A 16,376-nucleotide genomic window follows, 5' to 3' on the forward strand; every position below is an offset into this window, starting at 1 on the left:
TTAAGGCGTGGCAGAGATGGGATTCGTCACACGCGGTGAAAGCGACGCGGCCGGAGGAGGCAGCCCGCGTCACCACGGAGGCTGCCGCGGACACCCGCAATGATCACAGGCGGAGATGGAAGGATGGCGCGCATGTCCTTGTCGCGATCCGGTCGCGTCGCAGCCGCGGTGGCCCTGATGTGTGTGGCCGCCGCCTGCTCGTCGACGTCGAAGAATCACCCCGTCGCCCAGCCGTCCGCGCCGAGTCCGGCCGCGCTGCAGAAGTACTACACCCAGGTTCCTTCGTGGGGTAGCTGTGACGGATTCGGCGATTCCTCGACCCGGTTCCCGCAGGGCACCGAATGCACGCACATCTCGGTACCGATCGACTACGACAAACCCGAGGGCGCGACCGCGCAGATCGCGGTCTCCCGGATCAAGGCGACCGGGCAACGCATCGGATCGCTGCTGTTCAACCCGGGCGGTCCCGGCCAGGCCGGACTGTGGATGGCCGCGCAGGGCCAGGACACCCCGCTCGCGCAGCGGTTCGACCGGATCGGTTTCGACCCGCGCGGCGTCGGCGCGTCCACGCCGCTGATCGCATGCCTGACCGGGCAGCAGTGGGATCAGCAGCGCGCCGAACCGCCCAAGGACTACACGCCCGCCGGCATCGCGGCCGCCGAGCAGGAGAACAAGGATTTCGCGGCGCACTGCACCGAGAAGACCGGCAACGAATTCCTCGCCCACGTCGGCACCCGCGAGGTCGTGCAGGACATGGACATCATCCGGGGGGTGCTCGGCGACGACAAATTGAACTACGTCGGCTACTCCTACGGCACCCGGCTCGGCTACACCTACGCCGAGAAGTTCCCGGACAAGGTGCGGGCCATGGTGCTCGACGGGGCACTCGATCCGGACGCCGATCCGGAGAAGGAATCGGTGCAGCAGGCCGCCGGATTCCAGAAGGCGTTCGACGCCTACGCCGCCGACTGTGCGAGCAAACCGGACTGCCCGCTCGGCCAGGACGCGACCCAGGCGGTGGCCCGCTTCCACGATCTGGTCAACCCGCTCTGGGACCACCCGGCCGAGACCCGCGACGGCCGCGGCCTCACCTACAGCGACGCCGTCACCGGTGTGCAGAACACCCTCTACGCCGAGGACAGCTGGAATGTGCTGAGCGCGGGCCTGGCTCAGCTGGCCAAGGGCAAGGGCGACATCCTGCTGCAGCTCGCCGATCTCTACGACGGCCGCAGTAAGGACGGCAGCTACGACAATTCGCAGGACGCGTTCCTGGCCATCCACTGCGTCGACGATCCGGCCATCAAGGATCGCGGCGAAACCGATAAGCAGGACGCGGAATACCGCAAGGTTGCCCCGTTCCTCGACGACGGCCACGCCACCGGGCAGGCGCCGCTCGAGATGTGCGCGTTCTGGCCCGTGCCCAACAGCGGCTCCCCGCACAACATTTCCGCACCGGGCCTGCCCGAGACCGTGGTCATCTCCACGACCGCGGATCCGGCCACGCCGTATCAGGCCGGTGTCGATCTGGCCCATCAGCTGGGCGCGGCACTGATCACCAACAAGGGAACCCGGCACACCGCGTTCCTCTCCGGCGGCGTGCCGTGCGTCGACGATGCCGTGTTCGCCTACCTCACGGACCTGAAGACACCGCCGCAAGGGCTCACCTGCGGCTGACGCCACACATGCGGACCGGCGGTTGTTGCACGATGTAACACGGATTTAACCGCGGGTGCCTACGCTCGCGCGTATGGATCGCCAGAAGGAATTCGTGCTGCGGACGCTCGAGGAGCGGGACATCCGCTTCGTGCGACTCTGGTTCACCGACGTCCTGGGATATCTGAAGTCGGTGGCGATCGCCCCCGCGGAGCTGGAAGGCGCCTTCGAGGAGGGCATCGGATTCGACGGCTCGGCGATCGAGGGCTTCGCGCGGGTGTCGGAGGCCGATATGGTCGCCAAGCCCGATCCGTCGACGTTCCAGGTGCTGCCCTGGTCCACCAGCAAGGGCCATCAGCATTCGGCGCGCATGTTCTGCGATATCGCGATGCCCGACGGATCGCCGTCGTGGGCCGATCCGCGCCACGTGCTGCGCCGGCAGCTGAACAAGGCCGGTGACCTGGGCTTCAGCTGCTACGTGCATCCGGAGATCGAATTCTTCCTGATCCGTTCCGCACTCAAGGACGGCCGCCCGGTACCCGCCGACAACGGCGGCTTCTTCGACCAGGCCGTGCACGACGAGGCGCCGAACTTCCGCCGCCACGCCATCGACGCGCTCGAATCGATGGGCATCTCGGTGGAGTTCAGCCACCACGAGGGTGCGCCCGGCCAGCAGGAGATCGACCTGCGCTACGCCGACGCGCTGTCGATGGCCGACAATGTGATGACCTTCCGCTACCTCATCAAAGAGGTCGCCATCGACGAAGGCGTGCGGGCGTCGTTCATGCCCAAACCCTTCTCCGACCACCCGGGTTCGGCCATGCACACCCACATGAGCCTGTTCGAAGGTGAGCACAACGCCTTCGCCGATCCCGACGACCCGAACAACCTGTCCGAGACCGCGCGCGCGTTCATCGCGGGCATTCTCGAACACGCCAACGAGATCAGCGCCGTCACCAACCAGTGGGTGAACTCCTACAAGCGCCTGATCCACGGCGGCGAAGCGCCGACCGCCGCGTCCTGGGGCCGGTCGAATCGTTCGGCGCTGGTCCGCGTTCCGATGTACACGCCGAACAAGCAGTCCTCGCGGCGGGTCGAGATCCGCAGCCCTGATTCCGCCTGCAATCCGTACCTGGCCTTCGCGGTGCTGCTGGCCGCGGGCCTGCGCGGCATCGAGAAGGGGTACACGCTGCCACCCGAGGCCGAGGACGACGTGTGGTCGCTGACCACCGCCGAACGTCGCGCGATGGGCTTCCGCGAGCTGCCCTCGACCCTGGACGAGGCGCTGCGGGCGATGGAACGGTCGGAGCTGGTCGCCGAAACGCTGGGCGAGCACGTGTTCGACTTCTTCCTGCGCAACAAGCGCCACGAGTGGGCCACCTACCGCGCCCAGGTCACGCCGTGGGAGCTGGGCGAGTACCTGACGCTGTGATCGGCTGTGCGAGACCGGCTTCGGCCGACCGCACCGACGATCGCTGAGCAGGTTAGGTTGTCTCGGTGAACGCGCCTGTATCGGTGGGCGATCAGCCACTGCGACCGCTGATCGACTGGGCCACCGCGGAACTCGGGAAGCTGGGACTGACCGTGGCCGGCGCGCACGAGATGCGGCGCCGGGACTGGACGCTGCTCGCGCGCATCGACACCGACCGCGGAGCCGTCTGGGCGAAGGCGAGTGCGCGTGCGTTCGCCCACGAGGGCCCGCTGCTGGAGGCGCTGGACCGGCTCGTTCCGGGCGCGGCACCGAAACCCCTTGCGGTACAACGTGAGAACGGGTGGTTCCTCGGCCGCGACGGTGGCGAGACCATGCGCACCGGACCGCTCGACCGGCAGTTCGCATCCGACGGCACCGACGCGCCGCCGCCGCGGCCGCCGGGCTGGGAATCGGTGCTGCGCTCCTATGCGGCCCTGCAGCACACCCTGTGCACGCACGCGGAGTCGTTGCGCGACACCGGAACTCCATACCTGCCTCCGGCACGCCTGATCGAGGTCTACCGCCATTTCGCCGATCGCCCCCCGGGTCTGGAGCACGCGATCGAGTCGGCCGCTGCCGAACTCGCGCAGTACGACCGGCTGAGTGTGGAACACAACGACCTGTATCCGGGCCACGTCTTCCGCACCACCGCCGCGGTGTTCGACTGGGGCGATGCACTGCTCACCCATCCCTTCCTGTCCGTGCGCACGTTCCGGGACCCGCACCGAGCGGCCTATTTCGACGCCTGGCGTGAACTGGCTACCGTCACCGACCGCGAAGTAGAGCTGGCCGAACGCCTGGCGCCCCTGACCACTCTGCATTCGTGGCTGACCATCGACACCGCACCGGGCCGACCGGCCGAACGGTTCGCGCCCTTCGTCACCGAGATGCTGGACCAGCTGCGCGCGAACTTCGCCTGAGCCACGCGGGCACCCGCGGCGAGGTGGCAGACTCGTAGGTCCACAGCAGGAACTTCGGATGAACTCCGGAATCGAACAAAGGGAACAGATGTCGCAGAGCCGTTGGATGACTCGCGGAGCGCTCGCCGTCGGTGCGGCGCTGGCCGTCGCGCTGGTCGCCGGATGTGGTGGCGCAAGCACGGGTTCGGCCGGGCCCGAGAAATCCGGCGCCTCGGCGACGTCGACGCCCGCGCGTCCCAGCGGTTCGGCCGGCGTCACCGCCAAACCGGGCCAGACCAGTCCCGTGCAGGTTCCCGACCCGGTCGCGCAGAAGCTGTGCGACGCCATCTCCCCGCAGCTGTCGGATTGGCGGGTGCAGGGCCCGACGCTAGGGAAGGTGGCGCTCAACATCACGGTGCACCAGTGGGCCGCGGAGAACGGCGGCATCAACCTCGCGGTGCTCGGCGACAAGGCCGTGGTGGACCGGATCACCACCAAGACCTGCTCGGATACTCGTACTCAGGCGCTGCAAGCGCTGGAGCTGCCCGATCTCGCCTCGGGAATCGCCTTCTGATGCGCACCCTGTACCCGCCGCTGGAGCCCTATCGCGAGGGCATGCTCGACGTCGGTGACGGGCAGCACCTCTACTGGGAGGAGTCGGGCAACCCCGAGGGCAAACCGGTGGTCTTCCTGCACGGGGGCCCGGGTGGCGGCACCAATTCGACGCACCGGCAGTTCTTCGATCCCGCCGCCTACCGGATCGTGCTGTTCGATCAGCGCGGCTGCGGGCGTTCGACGCCGCACGTGGCCGACGGGGCGAGCCTGGAGATCAACACCACCTGGCATCTGGTCGCCGATATCGAGCGGCTGCGCACCCATCTGGGTATCGAGCGCTGGCAGGTTTTCGGCGGATCCTGGGGTTCGACACTGGCGCTGGCCTACGCCCAGACCCACCCCGAGCGTGTCACGGAGATGGTGCTGCGAGGCGTTTTCCTGCTGCGGCGCAAGGAAATCGACTGGTACTACAACGGTGCCGCCGGATTCGTCTATCCCGACGAGTGGGAGAAGTACCTGGCGCCGATTCCGGCGGACGAGCGCGACGGGGATCTGGTGGCGGCCTATCACCGGCTGCTGCACTCCCCCGACGACGAGGTGGCGACCGCCGCCGCGGTGGCGTGGTCCAGTTGGGAGGGCGCGACGAGTTCGCTGCTGCCGCAACCGGAACGGGTCGCCGAATCCGCCGAACCCCGCTTCGCCCTGGCCTTCGCCCGCATCGAGAACCACTACTTCGTGCACGGCGGATTCCTCGAAGAGGGCCAGCTGCTGCGCGATATCGACCGGGTCGCGCATATTCCGGCGGTGATCGTGCAGGGCCGCCACGATGTCGTCTGCCCGGCGGTCAGTGCCTGGGATCTGCATCGGGCCTGGCCCGGGTCGCGACTGCATCTGGTGGCCGATGCCGGACATGCCGCGGCCGAACCCGGCACCACGCATCATCTGATCGAGGCCACCGACGAATTCCGGGCTCGGCGATGAGCGGGGCAGCCGGTCCCGCCGTCGTCGCCGCCCTCGGCGAGGACGTGGACCGGCTGCTGGCCGCGGAGCCGAAGGTCCGCGCCGACGAATCGGATTCGGTACATCAGATGCGGGTCGCCACCCGCCGGTTGCGGTCGGTGCTGCGCTCGTATCGGAAGGTCTTCCACCGCGACGAGATAGATGCCATCCGCGATGAATTGCGTTGGCTGGCAGGGTTGCTCGGCATCGCCCGCGACGCCGAGGTGCGCGCCGACCGATTCGCCGCGCTGCTGGACGAATATCCCGACGTCCAGCGCCACCTCGGCCGTCGGCTGGTGAGCACGGAACGCGCGGCCTACACCGACGCCCACCGAACCGTGCTGCGCGAACTCGACGGTGAGCGCTACGCCCTGCTGCGTGCGCGGGTGGTCGGCCTGCGCACCGATCCGCCGCTGCGCCGCAAAGCCGCCCGCCGCGATGCCGACCGCGTGTTCAGGGCAGCGGTGCGCGCGGATCTGCGCCGGCTGAAAACACGCGTCGACGCGGAACGAGACGTCGAGGAGGCCGACCGCGTCGAGGCACTGCACGATATCCGCAAGGCCGCCAAGCGGTTACGCTACAGCGCCGAAGCGGCCACCGATATCCTGGACGGCCCCGCCGAGGACCTGGCCCGCCGCGCGAAGGAGGTGCAGGGCGTCCTGGGCGATCACCGCGACGCCATCGAGGCGCTGGCCACCATCACCGCCCGCGCCGAAGTCGTGCGCGGCCACGGCGCCGATACCGCCCCCTACGAATTGCTGTGCGCCGCCGAAGTGGAAGCCGCCCGCACCGCCCTCGCCCAGTACCCGTCCCTCATCGAATTCTCGAACTATGACTACCTGTCCTGATCGGGCTTGACCTTCACGCATACGTCAATCCCTACGGTCGGCGGTATGACGTCCACTATCGCCACCACCCGCTCGATCCACCTGGCCGCCCGCCCCGGCGGGTTCCCCGAACTCACCGATTTCCGAACGGTCGACCATCCGATGCCGGCACCGGCGGCCGGCCAGGTACTGATCCGCAATCTCTTCATGTCCATCGACCCCGGAAGCCTGATGCAAATCGGCGCCTTTCCCGGAATTCCCCTGCCGCCCTTCGAGATCGGTGAAACCCTGTCCGGGGACGCGATCGGCGAGGTGATCGAATCAGGTGATCCGGCGGTGCCCGAGGGCGCCGTGGTCCTGCATCGGCTCGGCTGGCGGGAACACGCTCTCGCCGACGCGGGGACGGTGCGGGTGGTAGATCCCGACGCCTATCCCTCGCCGTCCGGATACCTCGGCTTCGGCCTGGTCGCCTACGTCGGGCTGACCGTCGCCGCCGAACTGCGCCGCGGCGATACCGTCTTCGTCTCCAGCGCCGCAGGCGCCACGGGGAGCCTGGCCGGGCAGATCGCGCGGCTGCTCGGCGCCGGCCGTGTGGTCGGCAGCGTCGGCTCACCGCGGAAGGCCGCCCACATCATCGAGGAGCTGGGTTACGACGCCGCTGTCGACTACCACGACGATCCCTTCGTCGATCGGCTGCGAGCCGCGACGCCCGACGGCGTGGACGTGTATTTCGACAATGTCGGCGGAGCCCAGTTGCGGGCGGCGATCGAGGCGATGAATCCCGGCGGCCGCATCGCGCTCTGTGGCGCTTTGGCCAGGCAGCGGGCCGGTGGCGAGCCGGACGGCGGTCCGGGTGATCTGTTGGCGGTGATCGGCAAGCGATTGACGTTGCGCGGATTCAGCACTATCGATCACTTCGACCTGGCCCCGGAGTTCGGCCGGAAACTGCGGGAGTGGACGGCAGCGGGAAACATCGTGCGGACCGAAACCGTCGTCGACGGGCTCGAGAACGCGCCGCGGGCACTGCTGGATACGGTCCGGGGGCGCTACACCGGGAAGGTTGTGGTGCGGCTGGCGCGTTGAGCACCACGTGAGACGGCGGAGAGGATACGCGCGATGTTGATCGGCGAACTGGCGGCCCGCACCGGAGTGACGACGCGGGCGCTGCGCTTCTACGAAGAACAGGGACTACTCACGTCCGGGCGCACCGCCGCGGGATACCGAGAGTACGAGGAGAAGGCGGTGGCCAGGGTAGGCAACATCCGCGAACTGCTTCGCCTCGGATTCACGGTCGAGGATGTGCGTGCTTTCGCTCCTTATCTGGACCGGGAGCTTCCCGACGTCTTTCCTTACGAACCCCGCTGCGCCTCGGGATACGCGGTGGTCGGGCCGCCGCGGGTGGCGGAGCTGAACGAGCGCATCGCCCGTTTGACACACCTTCGGGACCAGTTGGTGAGCCGGATGCCGTGGCTCGATCCCCAGCGAGGCACCGGCGACGAGCAACTCACTCCGCCGGAAAGCTGAAGCCCACCACGCGTTTGTCGGGGTCCGCGATGTCCAGGCGGACCCGCACCCGCTGGCCCTCCGGCGGCGAGCCGGTGCATTTGGCGAGCACCGGCGGGTCGGCGACGAAGATTTCGGCGGATCGGTTGCCGTTGCCCTCGCGGATGACCACCGCCTCGAAGATGTCGCCCAGACGTGGTGCGAGAACGGTGGATTCGGTGAGATCGATGCACGCGCGTTCGAGTTTGCCGCCGACGGCGTCGCTGCGCCGCATCGTGTCCGCGGCGGCGCCGAGTCCGTCGCGCACCCAGTGCGGTACGGGGGTGCCGGCGCAGCGAGCCAGGCAGATTTCGGTGGCGTACCGGTCGGCGAGGCGGCGCAGCGGCGCCGTCACATGGGCGTAGGCCGCGCCGATGCCGCTGTGCTGCACCACATCCGGTGTTTCGCCGTCGAGCACGGTGTAGGACGCGCCGCGCAGCAGGCTGGTCGCCTCGGAGTTGAGCACCAGCGCGGCGGGGGTGTTGGGATCCAGTCCGGCCAGCATCCGGCCGACCGGCATTCCGGCCGGCCAGCGCACGCCGAGCGCGGCGGCGGTGCGGCGCATGGACGCGATCGCGGAGGCCGGCGGCGCGGGCATGGTGCGCAGTAGCCCGATGCGGGCGTCGGAACCGTTGTCCGCCAGCATGATTCGGGCCGCGCAGATGCCGGTGAGCAGGGAGACCTGTTCGTTCCAGTCGTCGGCGGCGGTGCGCGGTTCGACCGCCAACTGCCAGTGTTCGGTGTCGTGGTCGCGGCCGTCGGGAATCACCGATTGCGCGGGCAGCCGCAGTTCGATCGCGCCGCGGGCCAGACCGGCCTCGATGCGCAGGCGGCCGAATTCCGGCAGTGCGGCGATCGAGGGATGCAGGCGGCCGGCGTCGGCGTCGGCCTGGACGCCGGGATAGTCGAGGCGGGCGCGGGAACGAACCAGGGCGCGCTGCACCGAGAAGCGTTGCGGCTCTGCCTTGTCGTCGCAGTCGATGGTCCACAGGGCGGCCGGACGAACCGCGCCGGGCAGCAGACTGGCCGACCCTTCCGAGAGCACCGGCGGATGCAGCGGCACGGTGCCGTCGGGGAGATAGAAGCTTTGACCTCTTACCAAGGATTCCCGCGCGATCGCGCCGTCGGGCGTGACCACCGCACCCACATCGGCGATGGCGTAATGCAGCAGGAATCCGGTCGGGGTGCGTTCGAGATGCAGCGCCTGGTCGAGATCCATGGCGCCGGGTGGGTCGATCGTCACGAACGGGATGTCGGTGCGATCGGCCCGGACGCCCGCGAACGCATCGACTGCGTCGCGGGCCTCCGAGACCGCCTCGGACGGATATTCCGAGGCGAGTCCGAATTCGGATCGCACGACACCGAAGTCCACCGGTGCCGAGACGATCCTGGGATGCAGTTCCACGCGGGGCGCTGAACCTTACTTGAGCGCCAGCATGGTGCCGTTCAGCTGATCGAACGGACCGTACACGGTGAAGACGACGCGGCCGTCGGGGTACTGCGACGACAGGGTCGCCGCGGCATCGAGAGCCTGGCCGAACGAGGCCGCCGACGGGTGCGGCAGCACCGCGATCGTCTGGCCGACGTGGGACTGGTGGACCCACTGGGTGTCACCCGGGCTGAGGTCCACCTGGACGCCACCCGGCAGCGGAGTGACCGCGACCGCGGACGCCGATCCCGCGCCCAGCACCGCCAAACCCGACGCAGCTGCGGCGATCAATGCACCGGCCGCCAACTTGCGAACTACTCGCATATATACAGAACCTGCTTTCCGACACTCGTAGCACCCATAGTCACCGCCGCCCCCGGCAGTGACACTTCCAACGGCCAACACTGTATGACGTCGATCACGGTTCCGGCCACTCCGGGGCGGTTCGTCGCACGGGACACGCCGAGACCAGCCGATTCGCCCGCATTTGCCGGGAATGCGCCCGCTCACCGGACCGGGCGTCAACCGAGGCGGGGACGGCGCGAACCGTCGGTGCCTGCTATTTCGCGCTCGCCCACCGCGACGGCGGCAATGCGGTCTCTCCGAGCGCAACGGGGGTCGACGAATCGGATCGCGCACGGCACGCAACGGTCGTCGAACCGGATCATTCCGGAAGGAAATATCACACCATTCAGAGCGAACAGTCATAACTCACGCGACTCGGACCTACGTCCAGATCACGCTACCGTACGCCGAATCCCCCCGTCGAGTCCGTTTTCCGCTGGGCCTGCGACTGTCGGAGCGCGCTGTTACTGTTGCCGATGGTGACAGGCCACGGCGTACCCACGGATTCGGGGGTCCGTGCAGTAACGAGAGTGCGCCGCGCGGCGAGAGTCGTCGAGTAATAGTTCCTCGAGTACAAGGAGTTCCACACCGCATGTCGTCCATCGTCTTCGACTACCTGCTGCCTCTCGTCGGTCCCGAGCAGGCGGCCTACTGGGCCCAGATTCTGGTGATCAACCCCGCCGGCTGATCATCGCGCGACCGCACCCGGTGCCGGCGGGCCGCCGCGGGCACCGCATGCGGTCGCAAGGCCCGGCTTCGACGACGATCCGACACAGGAGGCCTCCACCATGACCACCGATCACGTCTGGTTCATCACCGGCGCCGGCAGCGGCTTCGGCCGTGCGATCGCGGAGGCGGTGCTGGCCGAGGGCGGCAGTGTGGTCGCCACCGCGCGCAACACCGAATCCCTTGCCGAGCTTCGCGATCGCGATCCGGAGCGGGCGCTCGTCGCACAGCTGGACGTCACCGATACGGCGTCGATCACCGCGGCGGTCGAGGAGGCGCGAGTTCGGTTCGGCCGCATCGACGTTCTGGTCAACAACGCCGGATACGGACTGCGCGGCGCGCTCGAGGAATGCGACGACGAGCAACTGCGCACCCTGATGGAAACCAATGTCTGGGGCCTGATTTCGGTCACCAAGGCGGTACTGCCGCTCATGCGGGCCCAGCGCAGCGGGCATATCGTGCAGCTGTCCTCGGTCGGCGGGGTGCGTGCCCGCCTCGGCGGAACCCCTTACGCACTCAGCAAATTCGCGGTCGAAGGACTGTCGGAAGGTTTGTCGTACGAGGTCGCGCCGTTCGGCATCAAGGTGACCATCGTGGAGCCGGGACCGTTCCGCACCGACTTCGCCGGCCGGTCCATCCAATGGGCCGAACCGATGCCCGAATACGCACCGATCTTCGCCGAGGAACGAGAGCGCTTCCGGGCTCAGGACGGCGCACAGCCCGGCGATCCGGCCCGAGCCGCCGAGGCTATTCTGCACGCGGTCGCCATGGACGAACCGCCGTTGCGGCTGCCGCTCGGCCCCGAGGCATTCGCCGGCATCCGCGCCACCCTGACCCAGCGCCTCGCCGATCTGGACGAGCTCGAACCCTGGGCCGCCGACACCGGTTTCCGCTGATCACTCCCCGACCGCCGGAGGACCCGACATGCTGTCAGCGGACGATCGCTTCGCGATCACCGATCTGACCAACCTGCACGGCCACCTGACCGACAACGGCGATTTCGATGGGTGGCCCGCACTGTTCGCCGAGGACGTCGTCTACGACGTCACCGCCCTGGGCGGCGGCGTCCTGGTCGGCATCCCCGCCTGCCGAGACGCCGCGCTCGCACTGGGCGAGAACAACCCCGTCGCCCACCACGTCACCAACATCGTCGTCAACGAGGTCGCCGACGGCGCCGTCCGCGCCCTGTCCAAGGGCTTCGCCGTCATGGCCGACGGCACGGTCGGCAGTGTCACCTACGAGGACACCATCCAGCGCATCGGCGCCGGCTGGAAAATCACCCACCGCATCGTGCGCCCCCGGCGCACACCGCTGCACCCGTAGGAGCGAGCCCGGCGCCGACCGGCCCGCGGCCGAACCGCCGTTGCCGAATAGTCGCGAAATAGGCGCTGAAGTGCTCGGCACGGGAGATCATGAACGCATGACCGCGGAACCGCTACCGCACGCCCCCGGCCTGCGACGCGCACTGGACGAAGCCGCCGGGATCGCGCGCGAGGCCGGCCACACCGCCCTCGACACCGAACATCTCGTCCTCGCATCGCTACGTCACCCGAGTTCGGCGCTCGCCCGGGCTTTCCAGCGCACCGGCGCCGATCTGGCGGCGGTCTCGGACGCCTTGCACGAAACCCTGCGCAACGGGCCGTACCCGAATCCGACCGAACATCCGGACAACGGCGAGGGCTGCGCGCGCTAACCGGGAAGGCCGGTCAGCGCAGAAGGGTCTCGTCGCCGACCGTGAACTCGGTGACCTGCGCTTCGCGGATCATCGCGCCTTGCTCACCGGAAACGCCCGCTCCGCGAAACGCGTCCAGCGCCGCACGGTCGCTCCACGGAAACAGCTCGGATGAGGGAACCCCGGAGGGGACGAGTCGGTCTGTAAGCCGGATCCTGTTCCCGGTTCGCACCGGGAGGCGACCATCCATCTGGGTGCACCGTCACCGGGCACCTCGAGCGGCCAACCCGCAGGCTCGGGCGAGCAGCCCTCGGGCACCTGCGCAGCCGCACTCGCGAGAGTGCGACCTTCGACCTTGCTCCGGGCGGGGTTTACCGAGCCGCCCCGGTCACCCGGGGCGCTGGTGCGCTCTTACCGCACCGTTTCACCCTTACCGGCGGACCTCCGGAGAGACCGCCGGCGGTCTGTTTTCTGTGGCACTGTCCCGCGGGTCACCCCGGGTTGCCGTTAACAACCGCCCTGCTCTGTGGAGTCCGGACTTTCCTCGGCGACGGGCAGCGGCACAGCCGTGCCCGTTCCCGTCGACGCGGTCGCCCGACCGACTCGTCACGCACCATTGTGCCGTGCGAGCGCTGACGAGCGCACATCGGGCCGCAGCCGGCATTCCGGGCCGGGAACAGGCGGCGGCCGTCGCGCGGCGCGCCCCAGGACGGCGTGGCGCGGTACCGGAGGTTACGCATACAGTGAAGCCGCATTCGCCGTGGAGCGCGTCCCCACAGCGAACCGACGGCACAGAAGGGCAGCGCACATGGGGTTCGGCGACTTCCAGAACGAGATCTACTTCCAGGGGCTGCGCGGTGTCGTACCGGAGTACCCGGTCGCGTTCGCCGAACTCGAACAGCGCGCGCAGGCGGCCATGCCGCCCTCGATCTGGTCGTATGTGGCCGGCGGCGCGGGCGACGAGCGCACCCAGCGCGCCAATGTCGCCGCCTTCGACCGTTGGGGGCTCATCCCCCGCATGTTCGTCGGCGCGAAGGAGCGCGACCTGTCGGTCGACCTGTTCGGAATGACGCTTCCCACACCGCTTTTCATGGCCCCGGTCGGCGTGATCGGGCTCTGCGCCCAGGACGGCCACGGCGATCTCGCGACCGCCCGCGCCGCCGCCCGCATCGGCGTGCCGATGGTCGCCTCGACCCTCACCGTCGACCCGCTCGAGGATGTCGCCGCCGAATTCGGTGACACCCCGGGCTTTTTCCAGCTCTACACCCCCACCGACCGCGATCTCGCGGCGAGTCTGGTGCACCGCGCGGAGCGGGCGGGTTACAAGGGCATCGTCGTCACCCTCGACACCTGGATCACGGGCTGGCGGCCGCGCGATCTGTCCACCGGCAATTTCCCGCAGCTGCGCGGGCACTGCCTCGCCAACTATTTCACCGATCCGGTCTTCCTCTCCGGTCTGCAGCGCTCTCCCGAAGAGGATCCGATGAGCGCGGTGCTGCGGTGGGTGCAACTGTTCGGCAACCCGCTGCGCTGGGAGGATCTGGCCTGGCTGCGCTCACTGACCGATCTGCCCTTGATCGTCAAGGGAATCTGCCATCCCGACGATGTGCGCCGGGCCCGCGATGGTGGCGTGGACGGCATCTACTGCTCGAATCACGGTGGGCGCCAAGCCAATGGCGGACTGCCCGCCCTGGATGTGTTGCCCGAGGTCGTCGCCGCGGCCGAGGGTCTGCCGGTGCTGTTCGATTCCGGAATCCGCAGCGGCGCGGATGTCGTCAAGGCGCTCGCACTGGGCGCCACCGCGGTCGGTGTGGGCCGGCCCTACGCGTACGGTCTGGCGCTCGGCGGCGTGGACGCGATCGTGCACGTCCTGCGCACTCTGCTGGCGGAAGCGGACCTGATCATGGCGGTCGACGGCTACCCGGCGCTGAAGGATCTGACTCGCGAGTGTTTGCGTTCCGTTCACCCGTAATCGTGCCCTGAGCGGGGATCCACGTCTGCGGCCGGGCGCGCGACCCAGTACGGTATTCGCCCATGGAGCGTGTCGAGGTGGGGTTCGGTTCGGGAAGCGAACAGTGTGCTGCGTGGCTCTATCTTCCGGACGGCCCGCCCAAACCGCGTCCACTGGTCATCATGGGGCACGGGCTGGGGGCGAACCGGGAAATGGGTCTGGATCGCTACGCACGCCGGTTCGCCGCGGCCGGAATGGGCGTGCTGGTCTTCGATTACCGGCATTTCGGCGCCAGCGGTGGTGAACCGCGCCAGCTGATCAACATCGCGCGCCAGCGCGACGACTGGCGCGCCGCGATCGCCTTCGCCCGCACCCTCAAAGGTTTCGACGCGACCCGAATCGCTTTGTGGGGCAGTTCGTTCGGCGGCGGCCACGTCCTGTCCATCGCGCACGAGGACGACTATCTGGCCGCGGTCGTGGCGCAGTGCCCGTTCACCAGCGGCTGGTCCTCGGCGATGGCGAAGGGGCCGATCAGCCTCGCCAAGACCGGCACCCTCGCGCTCGTCGACCTCCTCGTAGGCCCGATCCGCCGCAAGCCGGTGGGCGTGCGACTGGCCGGGCGCAAGCGTTCGGCGGCATTGATGAGCGCCTCCGACGTGCCCGAGGGCTTCGGCCGCCTCGCCGAGGAGAGCGCGCAGTATCAGCCGAAAGTGGCTGCCCGCGTGGGTATGTCGGTGATGTTCGATTCACCGTGGCGGCGCACCAAGGCCATCAAGGTGCCGGTGCTGTACGCGGTGTGCGACAACGATTCGGTCGCACCGGTGGGCCCGACGCTCAGGGCCGCCGAACGCACCAAACACGGCATCGTGAAGCGATACCCCATCGGGCACTTCGACATCTACTTCGACGACTGGTTCGAGAAGGCCGTCTACGACCAGACCGAATTCCTGGTGTCGGTGCTGCGCCCCTGAACGCCCCACGTTCGGGCGCACCGCCCGAACACCGAGCCCCGGACTCTGCGCCGCCGGACTCCGTGGTCCTGAACCTGTTGCCCCCGGCCAGTGTTCAGAGGTACGAGGTGTCGTTGACCAGTCGCACCGACGATCCGCCGTCGGGATAGAACTCGGCGATCGACAGCGACGCCAGATCCAGGTGCAGCCGGTACAGCAGTGACGGGCCGACTTCCAACGCCAATTGCAGCAGCGTCTTGATCGGCGTCACGTGGCTGACCACGACGACGTTCTGTCCCGGATACAGCGCCAGCAGGTCGCGGCGCGCGGCCTCGACGCGTTCGCGCACCTGAGTGAAGCTCTCACCGCCTGGAGCGGGTAGCGAGGGATCACCGAGCCAACGCTGATGCAGTTCCGGATCCCGTTGCGCCGCTTCGGTGAACGTGAGGCCTTCCCATTCGCCGAAGTCGGTTTCGGTCAGCGCGTCCAGGACCCGCACCGGTACGTCGAGCGCTTGTGCCGCGGCCTGCGCGGTCTCCCGAGCCCGGCCCAGCGGCGAGGTCACGACCGCGGCGATATCGCCTTTCGCGGCAAGGTATTTCGCGGCCCGTGCGGCCTGTTCGCGACCGAGCGCGGTGAGCTCCGGATTGCCGCGGCCGGAATACCGTCGCTCCACGGACAATTCGGTCTGACCGTGACGCAGCAGCAACAGCCGGGTCGGCCGCCCGCGGGCGCCGGTCCAGCCCGGGCCGGGCGCCGCAGCCGTCTCCTGCACGACCGGATCCTCGTGCGCGGCACGGGCGTCTGCCGCTTCGTCGATCCGGCTCGGCAGCTCGGCTCCGACGCCGCGTGCCGAATCCTGGGCAGCCGATTCCGGTTCGGCCACACTGTCGATGACCGGCCGTTCGGTATCCGCCTCGCGCACTTCCGCGACCACCACCGCATCGTCCATGGCCTCGTTGGCGAGCCGATCGGCATGCGAATTCTGCTCGCGCGGAATCCATTGGAAACCCACCCGATCGAAGCCGGCGACCAGCTGGCGGGCTCGCTCGGCGAGCGGAATCATGGCCGCGTGCTTGACCTTCCAGCGTCCCGACATCTGCTCGACGACGAGTTTGGAATCCATCCGCACCTCGACGACGCGCGCGCCCAATTCGGCGGCGGCGGCCAAACCGGCGATGAGACCGCGGTATTCGGCGACATTGTTCGTAGTGACGCCGAGATATTCGCGACGTTCGGCGAGGATCGTGGCACGGTCGGAATCCCAGATCACCGCGCCGTAGCCGGCCGGGCCGGGATTACCTCGCGAGCCGCCATCGGCCTCGACGATCACCGAGCGTCCCGTCATCGCCGGCCC

16 protein-coding genes and 1 other RNA gene are annotated in these 16,376 nt (G+C 68.6%); 13 read left to right on the forward strand and 4 right to left on the reverse strand.

Annotated elements, in window-relative coordinates:
* Positions 1–123: 123 nt before the first annotated feature.
* The 8 genes from NMI01S_RS20110 (at position 124) to NMI01S_RS20145 (ending at position 7,928) form a co-directional block, all read left to right on the forward strand.
* On the forward strand, positions 124–1,674 hold the full coding sequence (locus tag NMI01S_RS20110) for an alpha/beta hydrolase (RefSeq protein ID WP_157126272.1): 1,551 nt from the start codon (positions 124–126) through the stop codon (positions 1,672–1,674).
* A gap of 73 nt (positions 1,675–1,747) precedes the next feature.
* Positions 1,748–3,085 (forward strand): type I glutamate--ammonia ligase, encoded by a 1,338-nt coding sequence (gene glnA / locus NMI01S_RS20115; RefSeq protein ID WP_030515350.1) that lies wholly within the window; start codon positions 1,748–1,750, stop codon positions 3,083–3,085.
* 65 nt (positions 3,086–3,150) lie between these two features.
* Positions 3,151–4,044: a hypothetical protein gene (locus NMI01S_RS20120; protein ID WP_062999345.1), complete on the forward strand. Its 894-nt coding sequence runs from the start codon at positions 3,151–3,153 to the stop codon at positions 4,042–4,044.
* 58 nt (positions 4,045–4,102) lie between these two features.
* A complete protein-coding gene (locus NMI01S_RS35975; RefSeq protein WP_245716940.1) occupies positions 4,103–4,597 on the forward strand; it encodes a hypothetical protein in 495 nt (164 codons plus the stop codon).
* Positions 4,597–5,559 (forward strand): prolyl aminopeptidase, encoded by a 963-nt coding sequence (gene pip, locus NMI01S_RS20130; RefSeq protein ID WP_062999349.1) that lies wholly within the window; start codon positions 4,597–4,599, stop codon positions 5,557–5,559. The genes NMI01S_RS35975 and pip overlap by 1 nt, the downstream gene beginning before the upstream one ends.
* Complete coding sequence (locus NMI01S_RS20135; protein WP_062999351.1) at positions 5,556–6,425, forward strand: CHAD domain-containing protein; 870 nt, start codon at positions 5,556–5,558, stop codon at positions 6,423–6,425. Before pip ends, NMI01S_RS20135 begins: the two co-directional genes overlap by 4 nt.
* A gap of 45 nt (positions 6,426–6,470) precedes the next feature.
* Entirely contained in the window at positions 6,471–7,487 is a 1,017-nt protein-coding gene (locus tag NMI01S_RS20140; RefSeq protein ID WP_062999353.1) for an NADP-dependent oxidoreductase, read from the forward strand.
* Between the two features lie 33 nt (positions 7,488–7,520).
* Positions 7,521–7,928, forward strand: a complete 408-nt coding sequence (locus tag NMI01S_RS20145; protein WP_062999355.1) for a MerR family transcriptional regulator — start codon at positions 7,521–7,523, stop codon at positions 7,926–7,928.
* Here NMI01S_RS20145 and NMI01S_RS20150 read toward each other — a convergent pair.
* Complete coding sequence (locus tag NMI01S_RS20150) at positions 7,909–9,351, reverse strand: RNB domain-containing ribonuclease (RefSeq protein ID WP_084513092.1); 1,443 nt, start codon at positions 9,349–9,351, stop codon at positions 7,909–7,911. The genes NMI01S_RS20145 and NMI01S_RS20150 overlap by 20 nt on opposite strands.
* Positions 9,352–9,366: 15 nt before the next feature.
* On the reverse strand, positions 9,367–9,699 hold the full coding sequence (locus NMI01S_RS20155; protein ID WP_062999357.1) for a hypothetical protein: 333 nt from the start codon (positions 9,697–9,699) through the stop codon (positions 9,367–9,369).
* An 809-nt stretch (positions 9,700–10,508) separates the two neighbouring features.
* Here NMI01S_RS20155 and NMI01S_RS20160 point away from each other — a divergent pair.
* From NMI01S_RS20160 to NMI01S_RS20170, 3 genes are all read left to right on the forward strand, one after another.
* On the forward strand, positions 10,509–11,342 hold the full coding sequence (locus NMI01S_RS20160) for an oxidoreductase (protein ID WP_062999359.1): 834 nt from the start codon (positions 10,509–10,511) through the stop codon (positions 11,340–11,342).
* A gap of 28 nt (positions 11,343–11,370) precedes the next feature.
* Positions 11,371–11,769 carry a nuclear transport factor 2 family protein gene (locus NMI01S_RS20165; RefSeq protein WP_062999361.1) on the forward strand — a complete coding sequence of 133 codons (399 nt, stop codon included), beginning with the start codon at positions 11,371–11,373 and terminating at the stop codon, positions 11,767–11,769.
* A gap of 97 nt (positions 11,770–11,866) precedes the next feature.
* On the forward strand, positions 11,867–12,139 hold the full coding sequence (locus tag NMI01S_RS20170; protein WP_157126273.1) for a Clp protease N-terminal domain-containing protein: 273 nt from the start codon (positions 11,867–11,869) through the stop codon (positions 12,137–12,139).
* Between the two features lie 167 nt (positions 12,140–12,306).
* On the opposite strand, the gene rnpB is transcribed toward NMI01S_RS20170, so the two are convergent.
* Positions 12,307–12,724, reverse strand: an RNA gene (gene rnpB, locus NMI01S_RS20175) — RNase P RNA component class A.
* A 202-nt stretch (positions 12,725–12,926) separates the two neighbouring features.
* On the opposite strand from rnpB, the gene NMI01S_RS20180 reads away from it, so the two are divergent.
* Positions 12,927–14,090 carry a lactate 2-monooxygenase gene (locus tag NMI01S_RS20180; protein ID WP_062999365.1) on the forward strand — a complete coding sequence of 388 codons (1,164 nt, stop codon included), beginning with the start codon at positions 12,927–12,929 and terminating at the stop codon, positions 14,088–14,090.
* Positions 14,091–14,152: 62 nt separating this feature from the next.
* Positions 14,153–15,040, forward strand: a complete 888-nt coding sequence (locus tag NMI01S_RS20185; protein WP_062999368.1) for an alpha/beta hydrolase — start codon at positions 14,153–14,155, stop codon at positions 15,038–15,040.
* 94 nt (positions 15,041–15,134) lie between these two features.
* Here NMI01S_RS20185 and NMI01S_RS20190 read toward each other — a convergent pair whose 3' ends face one another.
* Positions 15,135–16,367, reverse strand: a complete 1,233-nt coding sequence (locus NMI01S_RS20190; protein ID WP_062999370.1) for a bifunctional RNase H/acid phosphatase — start codon at positions 16,365–16,367, stop codon at positions 15,135–15,137.
* Between the last annotated feature and the right edge of the window lie 9 nt (positions 16,368–16,376).

Origin of the sequence: Nocardia mikamii NBRC 108933 (assembly GCF_001613505.1) — a bacterium.
Classification (GTDB): domain Bacteria; phylum Actinomycetota; class Actinomycetes; order Mycobacteriales; family Mycobacteriaceae; genus Nocardia; species Nocardia mikamii.